The organism is Rheinheimera sp. F8 (assembly GCF_001518915.1).
Genome location: NZ_CP013656.1, coordinates 1,694,675 through 1,710,339 on the forward strand (window position 1 = coordinate 1,694,675; position 15,665 = coordinate 1,710,339).

A 15,665-nucleotide genomic window follows, 5' to 3' on the forward strand; every position below is an offset into this window, starting at 1 on the left:
CATGGCAGGCGATCACCACAATTATCCGGCATTCAGCGCGGCAGACTGGTCTTATCTGCATATTTGGTAATTGTCGGCGGTTCTGGCTAAAATGTCGCCCTTTTTCCGAGAACTGGCGCAAATATGCGGATTATTCTGGCCCCGATGGAAGGGGTGGTCGACCATTTGATGCGCGATATGCTGACGCAGATCGGTGGCTTTGATTTATGTATCACCGAATTTGTCCGGGTGGTGGATCAATTGCTACCGCGCCGGGTGTTTACCCGGCTGTGTCCGGAGTTACTCAATGGCGGTAAAACGCCGGCGGGCACGCCGGTACGGGTGCAACTGCTGGGTCAGGAGCCGGAATGGCTGGCTGAAAATGCCGCGCGGGCGGTGGCACTGGGTTCGCCAGGCGTCGATCTGAATTTTGGCTGTCCGGCTAAAACGGTGAACAAAAGCAAAGGCGGAGCGGTGCTGCTGAAAGAAACCGAGACGTTGTACCGCATTATGCAAGCTGTGCGTTCTGCGGTGCCGGCAGAGTTTCCGGTCACCGCTAAAATGCGGCTTGGCTTTGATGATACCAGTCTGGCGCTGGATAATGCCCGCGCGCTGGCTGAAGCCGGCGCCTCTGAGCTGACTGTGCATGCGCGTACTAAAGCCGATGGTTATCGGCCACCGGCCTATTGGCCCTGGATCGCCGAAATCCGCAAAGTCATTGCGATCCCGGTGATCGCCAATGGCGAAATCTGGCAACCGGCCGATGCACAGCTGTGCCGGCAACAGTCTGGCAGCAGCGATATTATGCTGGGGCGTGGCGCATTGGCGCAGCCGAACCTGGCGCTACGCATTCGCGACGGCGTGCCACTGCTGCCGTGGCCACAGGTGCTGGAGATGCTGATGCGGTATTCGGAATACGAAATTGCCGGCGATAAAGGCTTGTATTACAGCAACCGGATCAAACAATGGTTCAGTTATCTGCGTTTGCAGTATCCGCAAGCGGAAGTGTTATTCCAGCAATTGCGGCTGCTGCGTAAAAGCGCCGACATCGTGTTATTACTGCAACAACACCTCAGGCAGCCTGCGTAGCGCCGCGGACGCGCCTGAACCACAACGCCAGCCCCATGCCACAGACCCCGCTTAGCATCAGCACGGCAAACGGCAGTACCGACGTCTGACCGCCGAGCGCCAGCAAGGGTCCGGCGGCTGCGCCAGCGCCAAAACGCAAGGTGCCAATCACTGCAGTGGCGGTGCCGGAATGCTCCGGAAACGCCATCAGGATCAGCGCATCGGCATTGGTGGCACAAATCCCCAGGCTGGCCATCAGTGGGATAATGGCCGTCACTACCGCCCATAACGGCGCGTCAAAGCCGCCGAGCACAGTCAGTAGCAAGGCCCAAACGCTGGCACTGGCAAAAGCAATGTGCAGTAAACGTGCGCTGCCGTGCTTTACCACCAGGCGGGCATTGGCAAAATTCGCTGCGATCAGCGCCAGCACATTACAGCCAAACAACAGACTGAAGGTGGTGGTATCCACGTGGAAATGGCCGATGTAGATAAAGGGCACAGCGGTCAGAAAACAGAAGAAACTGAACGAGGCGAACATCGACACAGCGATCAGCGGTTGCGCCATTTTGCGACTTAATACCGTGCGGTAGGCACTGAAAAACTCTGGTTTGCGTTTGCTGTCCGGATGCGTTGCCGGGAAAAACTGCCAGCTGCACAGCAAGATCAACAAGCCATAGCCGGCCAATGCCAGAAAAATCCAGCGCCAGTCAGCGATGCTGAGCACGCCGCTGCCAATTGCCGGCGCCAGCAGCGGTGCCAGCATCATCATCATCGACACATAAGACATGCCTTTGGCAGTATGTTCCTGATATAGCTGGCGGATCATACCAGGCACCACCACGGTCGCCGCACTGCCAAAAAAGGCCTGGAAAGCACGACCAACAAGGAAACCTTCTATAGTGCTGCACTGGCTGAGCCAGATACTGCTGGCGATAAACCCGGCAAGACCAAACAGTGCCAGCGCACGCCGGCCGATCGCGTCAGCCAGCGGACCAAACAACAGCATACCGATCGCATAAAACGCCAGAAAGATACTGAGGGTTTGCTGCACGGCGCCGGCATCGGTCTGCAATGCCTGACTTAATAGCGGCATCGCCGGCAGATACATATCAATCGCTAGTGGGGTGATTGCCACCACTGAGGCAAATAGCGCGATCAGCGCCAGTGAGGGACGGTTTGCCATCTCAGTCTTTCTCTGTTCGTAAAAACTGATATTTTACCGCATCAACAGCGCGTTAATGATCGCAAAAGCCGAAAGGAAATCGGTACTTCAGCGCATAATTGTGAATTGTCAGTGGCGCAGGACTGTGTGCAATGCTCAGCGCGGCAGGTCTTTGATCAGCCTTGCTGGTTGTCCGGCTACCAGTGTATAGGGCGCCACATCGCGATTAACCACAGTGCCCGCCGCAATCACGGCACCTTCGCCAATACAGACACCGGGCAAAATAATAGCACCGCCGCCGATCCAGACCCGATCAGCGATCTGCACCGGCAGCGCCTGTTCCGCGCCGCTGACCCGCTCACTGGCAGCCAGCGGGTGGCTGACGGTATAAATCTGTACGGCGGGACCAAGCATCACATCATCACCAATGCTGATAGTGGCAGCGTCCAGCAGCACACAATGATGATTGGCATAAAAACGCTGCCCCAGTTCGATGTTCACACCGTAATCACACCAAAAATCCGGCTCGATATAACAGCTGCCGACTTTGCCAAATAGCTGCTTCGCCAGTTGCTGATGCGCTTTAAATGGCTCAGGTCCTTGGTTATTTAGCTGACGGCACAGTTGTTTGGCACGGCGACGCAGTTCGGCCAGTTCGCGGTCACGCGGGTCAAACCATTGCTGTTGCGCCATTTTTTCACGTTCAGTGGTCATGTAGGTGATTCGCTTTGCCGGGGTTAGTTTTGTTGCAGTTCGTTGCGGTTCCACAGATTTTGCTGTTTCGGATCGGCAAAAAATTCATCGGGATGCCAGCAGCGTGGCAGAAAATGGCGCAGCTGCGCCGGTTCAAAACTGGATGACAGCTTGCTGAGGATCTCCTGCAAACGCGCTTCCGGGATCACCGCCAGCTTTTGCCGCGCCGGCTTAAAATACAAGTTGTATTCGATGCTGACCGCCAGGTTAGCGCCGGACGTGCGATAACGCAGGTTGCGTGTCACGCCGCGGCATAACGGCGTTTCCGGGCTCGGTGGATATAACGAATTGACGATGGCAAACTCGTAGCGCTCGTTGCTGGCCGCGGTTTTATCTTTGGGCAAATAAACAATGCCATAACCTTGCGGGAAAATACCGGTAATGGTCAATAGCTGGTCGACCATGCGCTCGTCATACTGACCGGCGCGGGCGCCATTTTTCAGAATCAAGGCGACTTTTGGCAGGGATTCATAGACAAAACGGGCGCGACCCGGCAGCACAGCGGATGCATAAACCTGTGGAATGCGCAGCAGATTGCCGACACCGGAACCCGGTGCCGCGGCGGTGCGCAGCACTGTGGCGGCAAAGGCCATTTTTTCCTGTTCGTTTTGCTGAAACTCGGCCCGTTCGCTTTTGGAATTGCCACGGTAGGTTGGCATGCCAATCCCTTTGAGCAGAAAACGCACACTGGCCTGTAGACTGATCTCGAGAAATTCCTGCCGCTCTGTGTTGCTGAATTGCAGACGATAACTGGGCTGGTTGCCGTCCGCCTGTAACAGCCGCATTGCGTCAGGATGGTAGTGGCCGACATCCTGCAGCAACACCGCCATCAGCAGCGGGATTTGTACGTCATCACGAAACGGACAATAAGCCTGCTGATCCGGCAACTGCAGCATCTGCTGGCGCTGGGTGACTTTTTTCAGAATATAACTGTTGGTGATCATGTTTTGTTCGAGCAAATGGTCGAGCAGGCGCAGGCTCAGCACCGCTTTGTAGAACGGTTTGTATTTCTGTTGCATCGCCGCCATGCCATCGCCCTCACTCGGTGCCAGCAGTTGCAGCGTGCCGAGCAGGCGTGACGAACGCAGAATGGTTTCCTGGCGATTCTGGCCTTCTGTCAGCTCCAGCAATTGCTGACACAACAAGTACAGCTGGGCATAGCGCTGTTGCTGTAACTGCTCATACCGGTATTCAGCATCAAACAATTGTTGACGTTTTTGCTGGACGTCGGCGATCAGCTGCGCTTCGGTTTTGCGATTGGCCTGCGCCAGTTGCGCCTGACTCTGTTCCCAGATCTGTTGCAGCGCGCTAATTTCCGCGCTGTCTTGCTCATCGCGGCTGAAAAAACGCGCGGCTGTGCCATAGACGGACAGCTGGAAACGCGAACCCGACAGTAAACCGCTGATAAGCTTACCTAAGTTCTTACTATAACTATTTTCAACGGGTGTCTTTGGATCGGTGGTCATCCACACTGGTCTCTGTGCTGGCGATAATGGCGTGTTGATGTATGGTGGTTAAGTTTTGTTCGGGTCGGCCACCGCGTGGTGGCAGCGTTTGACAGCTCTTTCTGCGGCGTTAGTGCTCGTTTGTGTAGAATAACTACACGGCTCTCGCACTGCCTTGCATAAAAAGCTGCCAAACTGCTGCAAAAACAAACACCAAACATCAACATGCCCTAGGATTGGCAAAACTACACCATAGCTGAACTCCCGTCCGACGGGAAGGGAAGACGCCGTCGTGGCGGGACTTTGTCATACAATCGCCGGGAAGTTTCTTTCCGGCGCTGGTGCGGATTCTTTGTCTGCCACTGCGGCAGAATTGCATAACAAAGTTGCGCAGTGCAGCTTGCTGGCATAGTATTCCAGAACGACGTCCATCTGCTAAGTTGTTCTGGAACACCAATTTTTAATAGACGCGGTGTTTCTGTGACTATCAGACCTGATGATAATCACGCAGCTGAAATCTGGCCCAAACAGGAGCCTTCATGAGAAAGAATAAAGTACTGAACACCGATGATGTGTTGTTGACGCTTTGCGCGTCGGTCACGCAGGTGTTTGCCGCCGCCGGCAATTCGCAAATCGCCTATTCTCCGATGGTGCAAAAGATCCACAAGACGTGTTTACGCCCTGATTTAGGTTGTTTTGTGTTGTTCGACGGTGGTTTTTCGGGCTTGGTGGTGATTAACTTCACGGCAGAAGCCGCGATGGAAATCTACCGCAAATATATGATGAGTATGGGGATGCCGGAAACTGAACTGGCGCAGTTCCACACGTCAGACGAAGTCGGTAACGTGATGGGCGAGCTGATGAACCAAATCGTTGGCGACTTTACCAATCGCGTGCGGCAGGAACTGCAGACGTCGATTAATCAAAGCCAGCCAAAAATGATGGCGATCAACAAACAGGTGCAAATCCTGATCAATACTCAGCTGGATCAGCCACAAGCGCGTCGCGTCACTTTTAACACGCCATTACACAATATTTTTTATCTCGAACTGGCGATGGATAAAACTGAATTCATTCAATTACATGACTTTGAAACGGCCGAAGAAGAGAATGTCGACGACATTCTGGCCAATGCGCACAGCCAGCCCAGTGCCGATACCACACCGGCAGCAGGGAACGATGTAGACGATGATTTCCTCGCCAATCTTGGGCTGTAGTCCTGCAGATTGACCAAGATAAAAGCAAAACCGCGGTTATTCAGACCGCGGTTTTTTTTTGCCACCGGCCGGATCTGCCGGCAATGACAGGCTAAAGCGGGCGCCACCGAGCAGCGAGTCATCGATCCACAACCGGCCCTGATGCCAGCCGACAATGCGACTGACAATCGCCAGCCCCAGGCCAAATCCACCTTTATCGCGGCTGCGACTTTGATCGACCCTGACAAACGGCTGCAATATGGCTTCACGCTGGTCGGGCGGAATGCCCGGGCCATCATCTTCCACCACCAGTTGCAGCCGGTTGCTATGCTGCTGCACGGTCAGCATCACCTGACTGCGGGCATATCGTTTGGCATTCAACAGCAAATTCTGCAGCGCCCGTTCCAGATAATGACCATCACAGGTCCAGCGCAAGCGGGCCGGGCGTTGCAGCAATATCGGTGCCCCGGGCAACGGTGCCAGTTTTTCCAGCAGGTTTTCCAGTAACTCGACCAGGTCGACCTCTTCAAAAGTCAGTCGGACGGTTTGCGCTTCGAGCCGGGCGTAATCCAGCATTTCGTCGACCAACTGGTCAAGCTCGGCCAGATCTTGTTGCATCGCCTGCTTTTCGCTGTCAGCCAATGGCTGTAACTCCAGCGCGAATTTTAGCCGGGCCAGCGGGGTGCGCAATTCATGAGAGACCGCATGCGTCATTTCGCGTTGCAGCGACATCAACCGGATGATTTGGCTGGCCATTTGCCGCACGCTACGGGCGATAGGGGCCAGTAATGAGCTTTCCGGCAGCGGTGGATCCGGCATCTGCATACCCTGACCAAACTGGTGTAACTGGCGTTGCAGTCGTTCAATATCACGGGCCACCGGCCAGAGCCAGCCGGCCAGCGCGACACCCAGCAACAGAAAAAATAACAGGGTAAACAGGTAAGTGTTGTGTACCGGAGCTTCCACCTGCACCGGACCAAACTGCAGCAGTTGATCGTGCTGCGTCTGATAAAAGTACACCTGGTTATCACTGAATAGTGGCACCAGCTGGCCACGTTCCAGCGCCTGTTGCTCGGCGTCAGACCAGGCAATACTTTGCGCGGGCAGCGACTGCAGTGGCAAACTCAGTTGGGCGGCAACCTGTTCGGCACTGAGATCTGGTGTCGTCAACTGGTAGGCCAGACTTTGCCCGAGTAATTCAACCCAGCCTGGCAATTCCGGGCTCTGGCTTTGTTCCCACAATCGTTCGACCGACCAGCCGATCGCCAGTAATACCAATAAGATAAACAGATAAAATCGCAGGAATAACCGGCGCATGCTCAGTTCCAGGCGTCGGCGACAAACAGATAGCCTTTGCCCCAGACTGTTTTGATGCGAAATGGCGTTTCAGCATTGTCGCCCAGTTTCCGGCGCAAATGCGACACACGCACGTCCACCGTCCGATCCAGGCCATCGTATTCACGGCCAATGATCTGTTTGTGAATGGCTTCGCGCCGCACGGTTTGACCGGCGTGTTTGGCCAGCATCCACAGCAGGTCAAATTCGTAACTGGTCAGCTCGACCAGCTGCTCGGCATAGTAGGCCTCGCGGGCAGATTGATTCAGTTTTAGTTTGCCAAATTCCAGACGCTGTTGATCTGCGGTGGTGCCACCCTGAGTACGGCGCAGCAGCGCATGAATCCGGGCCAGTAAGACGCGGGGTTCTACCGGTTTAATCACATAGTCATCTGCGCCAAGTTCCAGCCCCAACACCTGATCGATATCACTTTGTTTGGCAGTCAGCATCAGAATGGGCTGGCGATACCAGCCGCGTAAAGCCCGGCAGACGGCGAAGCCATCCAGACCTGGTAACATCAGATCAAGCACGACCAGCTCCGGGCCAAATTCCTTGCAGGCTTGTTCGGCTTGCAAGCCATTGTCACAAATTTGGACACTATAACCGTGTTGTTGCAAAAAGCTTTGCACCAGACTGGCCAGACGTTGGTCATCTTCGACTAACAGAATTTTACTCATCAGAACACACTCCAGGGGGCGACTAACCGGCGTTTACGATCCGGCTGACGACTTAAAACCGATAATTGCCGGCTCAGACGCATCTTGCCATCGACCAGCAAGTGCAGTTGGCCCGGCCCGTCCAGTTGCGCCTGATATTGCAGCCGACCGGACGTTTGTTGCTGCCAGCACTGTAATGATTGGCCAGCCAACTCTGCGCAGACGGAAATAGGTTGAGGATGTTGCCACGACAGCTGAAAATCCAGTTGGCAGCTATCGGCGGTCTGATTAGCGATGCAAACGACGGGTTGAACCTGCCAACACAGAGCACGATCACATTGCGCGTCCGTCTGCATCGCCTGCACCAGGCCGCTCCACAGCATTGCCAGCAAAACCACAGATCGCATCAGAGGAACCGGTAACTAAAGCCGAGAAACCAGCTTTTAACTGTGGATTCCTGCAACAACGGACTCTGCATCCGGCCCGGCGCGGCCGGTGTTGCAACATCTGCATTGAGCCAGCGATAACGCCATAAACTCAATAGTTGCCAACGTTCACTGAGCGGAAATTGCCATTGCAGGCTGACTTCGGGTTGCCAGCTGGCCTGGGCACGGTATTCCAGACCGTCACCTTCTTGCGCGTTGAGACCATAATAGGTGTGCATTAAGTGCTGATCCTTCCATGCCAGTGCAGCGCCAATTTGCCAGTGGCCGATGCGGCTGTGCCAGCCTGTGCTGGCCGCCAGTCGCAGATGTTGGCCATCATATTGCTGGCTGATATCGTGCCACCAGTTCAATTTAAGATGCAGTCCGGGCAAAAACCAGTTGAGCTGCAGACCAGCATCCAGAGCCAATGGCCTTTTGTCTGCCTGTGCGATAGAAAGTTCTTGTTTCATTGCAACTTTTTGCACCGGGCCTGCCACGCCCATATCAGAAATAAATTGTGATTCAAACAGGTTGACGGGTGAGCGTCGACGGAAATACCCCTGTTCTTCGTTGAGGCGGCTGACCAGACTGAGTTGCAGGTCCGGTCTGAGTTCCCAGCTGTAACCGAGGGTGGCATTGTCAAAAAACCAGTGTTCGCCGTAATAACTGAGATCCGGCATTAACCAGAGCGGAATATTGTGGCCGCCATAAAGCGGGTTGGATCGGTATCCGGCACCCATAGCCAGACTAAACTGCCATTGGGCCGTGGTGATACATGGTTCTGGTGCGTTGGCGTCCGTACAGTCGGCTTGTACAGGTGTAGAGACACCCAAAACCAGAATAATTAAGTACAATGCCCGTAACATCATGACCAGAGCCTGTGGTGCTGCAATTGTCGGCACTTTAGCATCGCGGCAGGTGTCAGGCAGCAAAAATAACATTGTTTCACAAATTGGCCGGGGAATTGTCACAGAAGCGTCCTGAAGTCTTGCATAGACTGGCCCGACGCTTTGTGAATGGAGAAACACAGTGCAAACTGAATTTAATGTACCAGCCCCTTGGCGGTTTTGCCGCCAACAGATCCTGGCCTTCGTGTTACTGAATTTGCTGGGCTCTTGTGTGCATACATCGCCATCCCCGCATGCCAGCCAACCCCACGTCAGTGCGGTGGCTCAGCAACTGAGCGCTAAACCCAGCCAATAATTCCTGATACTGGTCGATGCCAGGCTTTTATGCGGCCAGTTTGCTTGCCGGCCGCAGCCTGTTGTGGCACCTTAGCAGCCTGATGTCAGGTCTGACCGCGCGCGGATTCCGTCGCGCAATTATGCAGACCCGCGGTAACCTGGCGTTGCAGGCCTATGGGGAATTTTGCGGTATGAAAGGAAAAGCGACTTCGTTTGATATTGCCTATCTGGCGGGTGTGTCACAATCGACAGTATCCCGGGCATTGCGGGATAGTCCGGCGGTCAATCAGGAAACCAAAGATAAAATCTTCGCGATCGCCAAACAACTGAATTATAAAGTCGACAAAAATGCCAGTAATCTGCGGAAACAATGCAGCGGCACGCTGGCATTGTTATTGTTTGAAGATCCTACCGTCGACGATTCACAAATTAATCCGTTTTTCTTATCCATGCTTGGCAGCATCACCCGGGCCTGTACCAAACGTGGTCATGATTTATTGATTTCTTTTCAGCAGCTCAGCAATGACTGGCATGCTGATTACGAAGACAGCAAAAAAGCCGATGGCATTATTTTGCTCGGCTACGGTGATTACATCGATTACGAAGAAAAGCTGCAACAGTTATTGGCCCAACAGACCCATTTTGTTTGCTGGGGCGCGCAGGTCGAGGGGCATCCTGAGTTCACCATCCGCAGTAACAATCGTGAAGGTGGCCGTCAGGCGGCGACGCATTTATTGGAACTTGGCTATCGCAGTTTTGCGTTTATTGGCATTGCTTCCGATCATGCGCCGGAGTTTTTTGAGCGCTATCAGGGCTATCTTGACGTACTGGCAGAACATGGTATTCGCCCACAGGATGTGCCGCAATTTGATGCGATTTCCACTGAGCAAGCCGGTTACAGTGCGACTCAACAATTATTTGCCGCCGGACATCGTCCGCGTGCGATTTTTACCGCCAGTGATTTGATCGCGATCGGCGTGATCCGCGCGGTGCAGGCCGCGGGTCTGCGCGTGCCGGAAGATGTAGCGGTGGTTGGTTTTGACGACATTCCAATGGCCAGTTTCTGTACGCCGCCATTAACGACAATTCAGCAAAACACCACGCTGGCCGGTGAAATGTTAGTGGTCAACCTGTTGAAACTGATTGCGCAAGAAAGTATCAGCCAGACTGAAATTGAACCGAAAATGATTGTGCGGCGCTCATGTGGTAGCACGCAGGTCACCAGTACTTCTTAATGACCCCGACTAAAACCACCCTGCATCCGCGCAACCCGTTTGCGGCACCTTATCCGCTGGAGGAACTGGCGCAGCTGCAACCTGGTCTGACTGCGCACCAGAAAGCCACACCCGATGGCCGGGATACGCTGAATTTTGCGGATCCTGAGGCGGTACAGCTGTTGAATACTGCGTTGTTGCAGTGGCAATTTGATCTGAAGCACTATCAGCTCCCTACCGGTTATCTGTGCCCCGCTGTGCCGGGGCGGCTGGATTATTTGCTTTATCTGCAGGACCTGCTGACCGACAGCCATCAGGGCAAAAAAGTCCCGGCCAGCGCAGTACAGCTGCTGGATATTGGCTGTGGCGCCAATTTGATTTATTGCTTGCTGGCGGCAAAAGCAATGCGCTGGCAGGCGATTGGTAGTGATATTGATACAACAGCGCTGACAAATGCGGCTATGTTGATCGAGGAAAACGGTCTGCAGCGCCAGATAAGCCTGCGGACCCAGCACAAGCCACAGGCGATTTTTCACGGTGTGATCAAGCCCGGTGATTATCTGGACCTGACATTATGCAATCCACCATTTCATGACAGTCCGGCTGCAGCCGCCGCGGGCAGTGCGCGAAAACAACGGAATTTGGGCATCAGTAGCGAGGCGCCGCTGAATTTTGCCGGTCAGGCCAACGAACTGTGGTGTGACGGCGGTGAGCCGGTGTTTTTGCGTCAGATGCTGGCGGAAAGCAAAGATTTTGCTAATCAGGTCTACTGGTTCACCACGCTGGTCTCCAAACAGCAACACCTGGCAAAACTGCAACAGCAACTGCAGCAGTTGGGCGCGACTCAGGTGCAGGTTATTGCCATGGCGCAAGGCAACAAACAAAGCCGGATCCTGGCCTGGAGTTTTCTGACACCTGAACTGGCTGCGTTATGGCGGCAACATCGCTGGCGTCGAAGCAGCCTCTAGTGATCGGGAAATAAAAAACTCCCGGCCAGCTGCATCGCCACAGCTAACCGGGAGCGGGAGAGTCGGGCCGGTGCATCGCACAAGCCCATCGTACCAGCACAGAGGCGCAGGTTTATTTCGCGTAACGCTGTTCTACCAGCGGATAACGGTCCCACACTTTCTGGTCCTGCAATGAACGGAGCAGTTTGATGTACTCAGCGTGCGTCCAGGCCAATGGTGTTGCGCCGTTGGTCCCTTCACCGGATTGGTACTGGTAATGGCTGTTATTACCCACACCATCAAACACTTGTTCCGGTAGCATCAGGCCGTCATTGGCAAAATGTTCCATCGCGCCGACATACTGCGTGCGCAGTGGGGCCAATTCGGTTGCGCTCAGCTGCGGTTTTTGCAACAAAGCCCGGGCCAGTTCATAGTGACCGCGCTCGCCGGAGAAAAACGGCCAGACCCGCCCGCGTTGTCCGGCCGTATTAGTTTGACCTGGGCCATTGGCATAAGCTTCGCCGCTGACAATGTCCTCGCCATAGCCATCGATGCCGTAACGGCGCCAGCCAGAGACGGTCTGACCTGCAGCGGTCTGGAATTCATAGCGGACACGCGTGAGATCCGGTAACGACAGGTCATCCATTTCACCTAAAGTCGCGAGCACAGCCGGATGGTCGGCCCTGCGCACGCCATAACGCACCAGTTCGAGGAAACCGCCATCGACCACACTGCCTTCACGGGTGTCGGCCTGGCCGTTACGCAGCTCCAGCGCGCTGTTGTCGTTTGGATTTTCATTGCTGTTGATCCGCAGATAATATTTTCCGTCACTGTAAGGACCATCGCCGGGCGCGGTTTTCAGCTGGCCCTGTTCGGTGTAGGTCAACGCTTCCAGCTTGCCGGCAAACTCGTCAGCTTTTTGCTGATAGATCGCTGCACCGGCACTGTCACCCGCTTTTGCGGCGATATCGGCAGCATTGACCAGCCCGCTGATGATGGCCGCCATCGTCGACGGTGAATAGCCGTATTGTTCTTCCCAGCGTTCCTGCTGCGTTGCCGGTGTTTTCAGCTCGATGTCATTCCAGTCCAGTTTGACTTTGCCACCATGCGCCAGAAAGTCGGCGGCAGGTTTCAGCATGCTGTGATACCAGGTGGTAATTTCCGCATCGCTGAGGATGCCGTCCTGCCACAATCGCCAGCCGAGCATGATGGGCATCGCGGTCTGATCCAGTTGGATCCCGACCCATTCCAGCGTGCCGTCGACATGAGTTTTCTGCAGGAACCAGCCAGGCGTGCCCTGATAACCTGGCGTGTTGGCATTCACCTGCACTTTTTGCAGATATTGAAAGGCTACTTTTGGGCTTTCACTATCACCAAGTGCGAGCAGTGCCATCGCGACCTGATAAAAATCGCGTGGCCAGACCGCTTTGTAACCGGTTTGGGCCTGTTCGGCCGATTTCACTTCGCCCCACGGATTGGATAAAGACGCAATAAAAGCGCCGGCATGGGTTTTATCTTCCTGGGCTTTCAGTACCAATGCGCTGGCGTACAACAGCTTGCCTTGATCGGTACTCTGGCTGCTCAGGCCGGCCAGCGCTGGCAGGCTTTGCAGATAATCACGCCAGCCGATCGCATCACCGTCACCGTTGTAACTGGCAAGGACAGTGTCAATGCCACGGTCCAGCGTTTGTTGTGCTTCAGCACGGCTTTGTTGTGCGTTTTCGGCAAACCCAATCACCTGGGTCCAGCTGGCCGATTCACCTTGTTGCAGCGTGGCGTGTTGCAACAGTGCGGCAACGTTCCCCTTGCTGTCGCCGGTGCTGGCATAGGCGCTGAATTGTCCGGTGCTTTTCAGCGTACTCAGACCATCCGACACACCAACAAAACCAACAGTACCGCTCACTGGTGCCGGTACTGTCAGCAAAGTCAGGCTGCTGTTACCATCCTGCGCCTGTAATATGCCATCTGCCCAGGTCGCGCTGTCATTGCTGCCGGTATTGGCCAGGGCAGGGTCGACGTAGGAATACACCGTCAAACCGTTGCTAAGCGCTTTAAAAGTGGTGCGCACGACCATCGACTGACCGGCTGGGTCCGTGAAGTACTGCTTTTCGATTTGATACTGGCCATTTTTGGCCTTATTGACGACCTGATAAGCCAGCGACAGCGGCCGACCGGCCCCGTCTTTGGCCAGATAATCGATGTGGCTGATCGTGGCCGTTTTTTCTTCGTCGACAAAATCTTTGCCCTGAACGATCAGCTGCATTTCACGCAGCTGTGCCTGATGGATCAAACCTGCCATCGTCTCAGTCAGAATGCCTTGCGCCAGCGAGAACCAGACTTTGGAGACTGTCCCGGTGGCTGCTTTGTCGCTGTAGACGCCTTGCTGATATTGTTCGTACGAGGTGCCGATACCGGTTTTACTGGCATAAGACCAGGTCGACACCTGACCGGGAGCACCTGGCGCCACCTCGACGTTACTGACAGGCGCTTTTTGGCAGCCGGTCAGCCATAAGGCGCTGGTTAAGGCAGTCAGGGCAAAAATTTGTTTCATGAGCATATTCCTGTGTCGCTGTCTCAGCGTGTTTCGGTTTTGACTGTCAGCACATAAACCGCTGCGATGAGCAGACTGGCGGCACCCAGCGCCAGCGCGTAAATGGCTTCGGCGTTAAACAGGTGATTGACCAGCGAACCCAAAATAGTCGCGGCCAGTAGCTGAGGCAGTACGATAAAGAAGTTAAACATGCCCATGTACACGCCCATTTTGCCGGCAGGCAGCGCATCAGCCAGCATCGCGTAAGGTAAGGATAAAATCGACGCCCAGGCAAAACCGACACCAATCATCGAGATCCACAACAAGGCCGGGTCTTTAATGATTAAAAACGACAGATAACCAGCTGCGCCGAGGACCAGATTGATACAGTGCGCGATTTGCAGCGACGTGCGACGGACAATGTATGGGATCACCAGCGCGGCCAGCGCGGCAAAACCATTGTAAAACGCGAACAACATGCCAACCCAGTCAGCGCCGTCGTTGTAGGCGGCGGATGTTGGATCTGAGCTGCCATAGTGCACGGATGTTACCGCTGCGGTGGTATAAATCCACAAGGCAAACAACGCAAACCAGGAGAAAAACTGCACCACAGCCAACTGGCGCATCCGGCCCGGCATTTGGTACAGATCATCGACAATTTGCACCACCATGCCAAAGTTACCTTTGCCCTTGGCCGCAGACACCCAATATTGCAGCAGACCAAAGGCCAGTAATGCGCCGCCAAGGATATAAAGTTGTTTATCCAGACTGAACTGCCAGACCAGCGCCAGTGACAGCGCACCGACAATGCTGGCAATGGTGCCCGGCTGCCAGTAACGCCGTTGGTTGGTGCCGGCAACCTCATCTTCATGGGCTTCGCCAAAGGCGGCCAGTTGCGTCGGGCTGTATTCGGTGGATCGCATCACGGTCCACAGCACCGCGATAAACAGCACAATACCGCCGGCATAAAATGAATACCGCACGGAATCAGGAATTTCGCCGGGCGCGGCAGTATTGGCCACTTCAAACCAGTTGTTCAGCATGTAGGGCAGGGCGGAGGCAACAACGGCACCGATGCCGATAAAAAAACTCTGCATGGAAAAGCCAAGCGGACGTTGTTGCTCATTCAGGTTGTCACCAACAAAAGCTCTGAATGGTTCCATCGTGATATTGATGGATGCGTCGAGGATCCACAACATGCCGGCAGCCATCCACAAACTTGGCGAATTCGGCAGAAAAAACAAGGCCATAGTAGTCAGAACTGCGCCGTAAAAGAAATAAGGCCGACGCCGGCCGAGCCGGTTCCAGGTGCGGTCCGAATAATAACCGACAATAGGTTGTACCAATAAACCGGTCAGGGGGCCGGCGATCCACAGGATTGGCAGCTCGTCGATACTGGCGCCTAAAGTCTGAAAAATGCGGCTGACGTTACCGTTTTGCAAAGCGAAACCGAACTGAATGCCTAAAAAGCCGAAGCACATGTTCCAGATCTGCCAGAAACTCAGATTGGGTTTGGCCTGCTGCATAATGAATCCCCGTGATTAGATGGTTTGTGCTTTGTTGTTATATGGGCCTGTGGCTCCGGATCCAGCATAGCAGAATGCGGTTAAGCCTATGGTTTTCCCAAGAATATGTCAGAAAAAACACAGAAAAAAATGGGGAGTTGATGCTCCCCGCAACTGTGTTTCCAGGAACCAGTGGGTAGTGCGTGCAGCGTAAAAAATCATGCAGGCAGACAACCAGTTGTCTTTGATAACGTGCTTTGCCGGCT

14 protein-coding genes are annotated in these 15,665 nt (G+C 54.4%); 5 read left to right on the forward strand and 9 right to left on the reverse strand.

Translation table 11 applies throughout. From position 1 onward, the window contains the following. Nucleotides 1-123: 123 nt before the first annotated feature. Nucleotides 124-1,068 carry a tRNA dihydrouridine(16) synthase DusC gene (dusC, locus tag ATY27_RS07690; RefSeq protein WP_208933018.1) on the forward strand — a complete coding sequence of 315 codons (945 nt, stop codon included), beginning with the start codon at nt 124-126 and terminating at the stop codon, nt 1,066-1,068. Here dusC and ATY27_RS07695 read toward each other — a convergent pair. From ATY27_RS07695 to ATY27_RS07705, 3 genes are all read right to left on the reverse strand, one after another. Next, nucleotides 1,052-2,230, reverse strand: a complete 1,179-nt coding sequence (locus ATY27_RS07695) for a multidrug effflux MFS transporter (RefSeq protein ID WP_208933019.1) — start codon at nt 2,228-2,230, stop codon at nt 1,052-1,054. The genes dusC and ATY27_RS07695 overlap by 17 nt on opposite strands. A 135-nt stretch (nt 2,231-2,365) precedes the next feature. Then, nucleotides 2,366-2,923: a sugar O-acetyltransferase gene (locus tag ATY27_RS07700; RefSeq protein ID WP_208933020.1), complete on the reverse strand. Its 558-nt coding sequence runs from the start codon at nt 2,921-2,923 to the stop codon at nt 2,366-2,368. A gap of 23 nt (nt 2,924-2,946) precedes the next feature. After that, nucleotides 2,947-4,428, reverse strand: a complete 1,482-nt coding sequence (locus ATY27_RS07705) for a hypothetical protein (RefSeq protein WP_208933021.1) — start codon at nt 4,426-4,428, stop codon at nt 2,947-2,949. A 518-nt stretch (nt 4,429-4,946) separates the two neighbouring features. On the opposite strand from ATY27_RS07705, the gene ATY27_RS07710 reads away from it, so the two are divergent. After that, on the forward strand, nt 4,947-5,624 hold the full coding sequence (locus ATY27_RS07710) for a DUF3334 family protein (protein WP_208933022.1): 678 nt from the start codon (nt 4,947-4,949) through the stop codon (nt 5,622-5,624). 36 nt (nt 5,625-5,660) lie between these two features. Here ATY27_RS07710 and ATY27_RS07715 read toward each other — a convergent pair whose 3' ends face one another. The 4 genes from ATY27_RS07715 to ATY27_RS07730 are packed head-to-tail and all read right to left on the reverse strand — an operon-like array spanning nt 5,661 to nt 8,990. Beyond that, the gene (locus ATY27_RS07715) at nt 5,661-6,920 is read right to left on the reverse strand and encodes an ATP-binding protein (RefSeq protein WP_208933023.1); all 1,260 of its coding nucleotides are present in this window, start codon (nt 6,918-6,920) and stop codon (nt 5,661-5,663) included. Nucleotides 6,921-6,922: 2 nt separating this feature from the next. Then, nucleotides 6,923-7,615 (reverse strand): response regulator transcription factor, encoded by a 693-nt coding sequence (locus tag ATY27_RS07720; protein WP_208933024.1) that lies wholly within the window; start codon nt 7,613-7,615, stop codon nt 6,923-6,925. Further along, nucleotides 7,615-8,001 (reverse strand): DUF3019 domain-containing protein, encoded by a 387-nt coding sequence (locus ATY27_RS07725; protein ID WP_208933025.1) that lies wholly within the window; start codon nt 7,999-8,001, stop codon nt 7,615-7,617. The genes ATY27_RS07720 and ATY27_RS07725 overlap by 1 nt, the downstream gene beginning before the upstream one ends. Further along, nucleotides 8,001-8,990, reverse strand: a complete 990-nt coding sequence (locus ATY27_RS07730) for a MipA/OmpV family protein (RefSeq protein WP_208933026.1) — start codon at nt 8,988-8,990, stop codon at nt 8,001-8,003. Before ATY27_RS07730 ends, ATY27_RS07725 begins: the two co-directional genes overlap by 1 nt. Before the next feature lie 58 nt (nt 8,991-9,048). Between ATY27_RS07730 and ATY27_RS07735 the strand changes: the two genes are divergently transcribed. Genes ATY27_RS07735 through rlmF form a run of 3 tightly spaced genes read left to right on the forward strand, consistent with a single transcriptional unit; the run spans nt 9,049 to nt 11,385 of the window. Beyond that, nucleotides 9,049-9,222: a hypothetical protein gene (locus tag ATY27_RS07735; protein WP_208933027.1), complete on the forward strand. Its 174-nt coding sequence runs from the start codon at nt 9,049-9,051 to the stop codon at nt 9,220-9,222. Nucleotides 9,223-9,238: 16 nt separating this feature from the next. After that, complete coding sequence (locus tag ATY27_RS07740) at nt 9,239-10,438, forward strand: LacI family DNA-binding transcriptional regulator (RefSeq protein ID WP_244151416.1); 1,200 nt, start codon at nt 9,239-9,241, stop codon at nt 10,436-10,438. Further along, a complete protein-coding gene (gene rlmF / locus ATY27_RS07745) occupies nt 10,438-11,385 on the forward strand; it encodes a 23S rRNA (adenine(1618)-N(6))-methyltransferase RlmF (protein WP_208933028.1) in 948 nt (315 codons plus the stop codon). The genes ATY27_RS07740 and rlmF overlap by 1 nt, the downstream gene beginning before the upstream one ends. A 112-nt stretch (nt 11,386-11,497) precedes the next feature. Here rlmF and ATY27_RS07750 read toward each other — a convergent pair whose 3' ends face one another. Next, nucleotides 11,498-13,915: a glycoside hydrolase family 15 protein gene (locus ATY27_RS07750; protein ID WP_208933029.1), complete on the reverse strand. Its 2,418-nt coding sequence runs from the start codon at nt 13,913-13,915 to the stop codon at nt 11,498-11,500. 23 nt (nt 13,916-13,938) lie between these two features. Beyond that, the gene (locus tag ATY27_RS07755) at nt 13,939-15,420 is read right to left on the reverse strand and encodes an MFS transporter (protein WP_208933030.1); all 1,482 of its coding nucleotides are present in this window, start codon (nt 15,418-15,420) and stop codon (nt 13,939-13,941) included. Nucleotides 15,421-15,665: the final 245 nt, after the last annotated feature.

What these genes read in the sequence shown, in the direction of transcription:
- dusC (WP_208933018.1), top strand. Translation starts at nt 124, where the DNA reads ATGCGGATTATTCTGGCCCCGATGGAAGGGGTGGTCGACCATTTGATG.
- ATY27_RS07695 (WP_208933019.1), bottom strand. Translation starts at nt 2,230, where the DNA reads ATGGCAAACCGTCCCTCACTGGCGCTGATCGCGCTATTTGCCTCAGTG.
- ATY27_RS07700 (WP_208933020.1), bottom strand. Translation starts at nt 2,923, where the DNA reads ATGACCACTGAACGTGAAAAAATGGCGCAACAGCAATGGTTTGACCCG.
- ATY27_RS07705 (WP_208933021.1), bottom strand. Translation starts at nt 4,428, where the DNA reads ATGACCACCGATCCAAAGACACCCGTTGAAAATAGTTATAGTAAGAAC.
- ATY27_RS07710 (WP_208933022.1), top strand. Translation starts at nt 4,947, where the DNA reads ATGAGAAAGAATAAAGTACTGAACACCGATGATGTGTTGTTGACGCTT.
- ATY27_RS07715 (WP_208933023.1), bottom strand. Translation starts at nt 6,920, where the DNA reads ATGCGCCGGTTATTCCTGCGATTTTATCTGTTTATCTTATTGGTATTA.
- ATY27_RS07720 (WP_208933024.1), bottom strand. Translation starts at nt 7,615, where the DNA reads ATGAGTAAAATTCTGTTAGTCGAAGATGACCAACGTCTGGCCAGTCTG.
- ATY27_RS07725 (WP_208933025.1), bottom strand. Translation starts at nt 8,001, where the DNA reads ATGCGATCTGTGGTTTTGCTGGCAATGCTGTGGAGCGGCCTGGTGCAG.
- ATY27_RS07740 (WP_244151416.1), top strand. Translation starts at nt 9,239, where the DNA reads ATGCCAGGCTTTTATGCGGCCAGTTTGCTTGCCGGCCGCAGCCTGTTG.
- rlmF (WP_208933028.1), top strand. Translation starts at nt 10,438, where the DNA reads ATGACCCCGACTAAAACCACCCTGCATCCGCGCAACCCGTTTGCGGCA.
- ATY27_RS07750 (WP_208933029.1), bottom strand. Translation starts at nt 13,915, where the DNA reads ATGAAACAAATTTTTGCCCTGACTGCCTTAACCAGCGCCTTATGGCTG.
- ATY27_RS07755 (WP_208933030.1), bottom strand. Translation starts at nt 15,420, where the DNA reads ATGCAGCAGGCCAAACCCAATCTGAGTTTCTGGCAGATCTGGAACATG.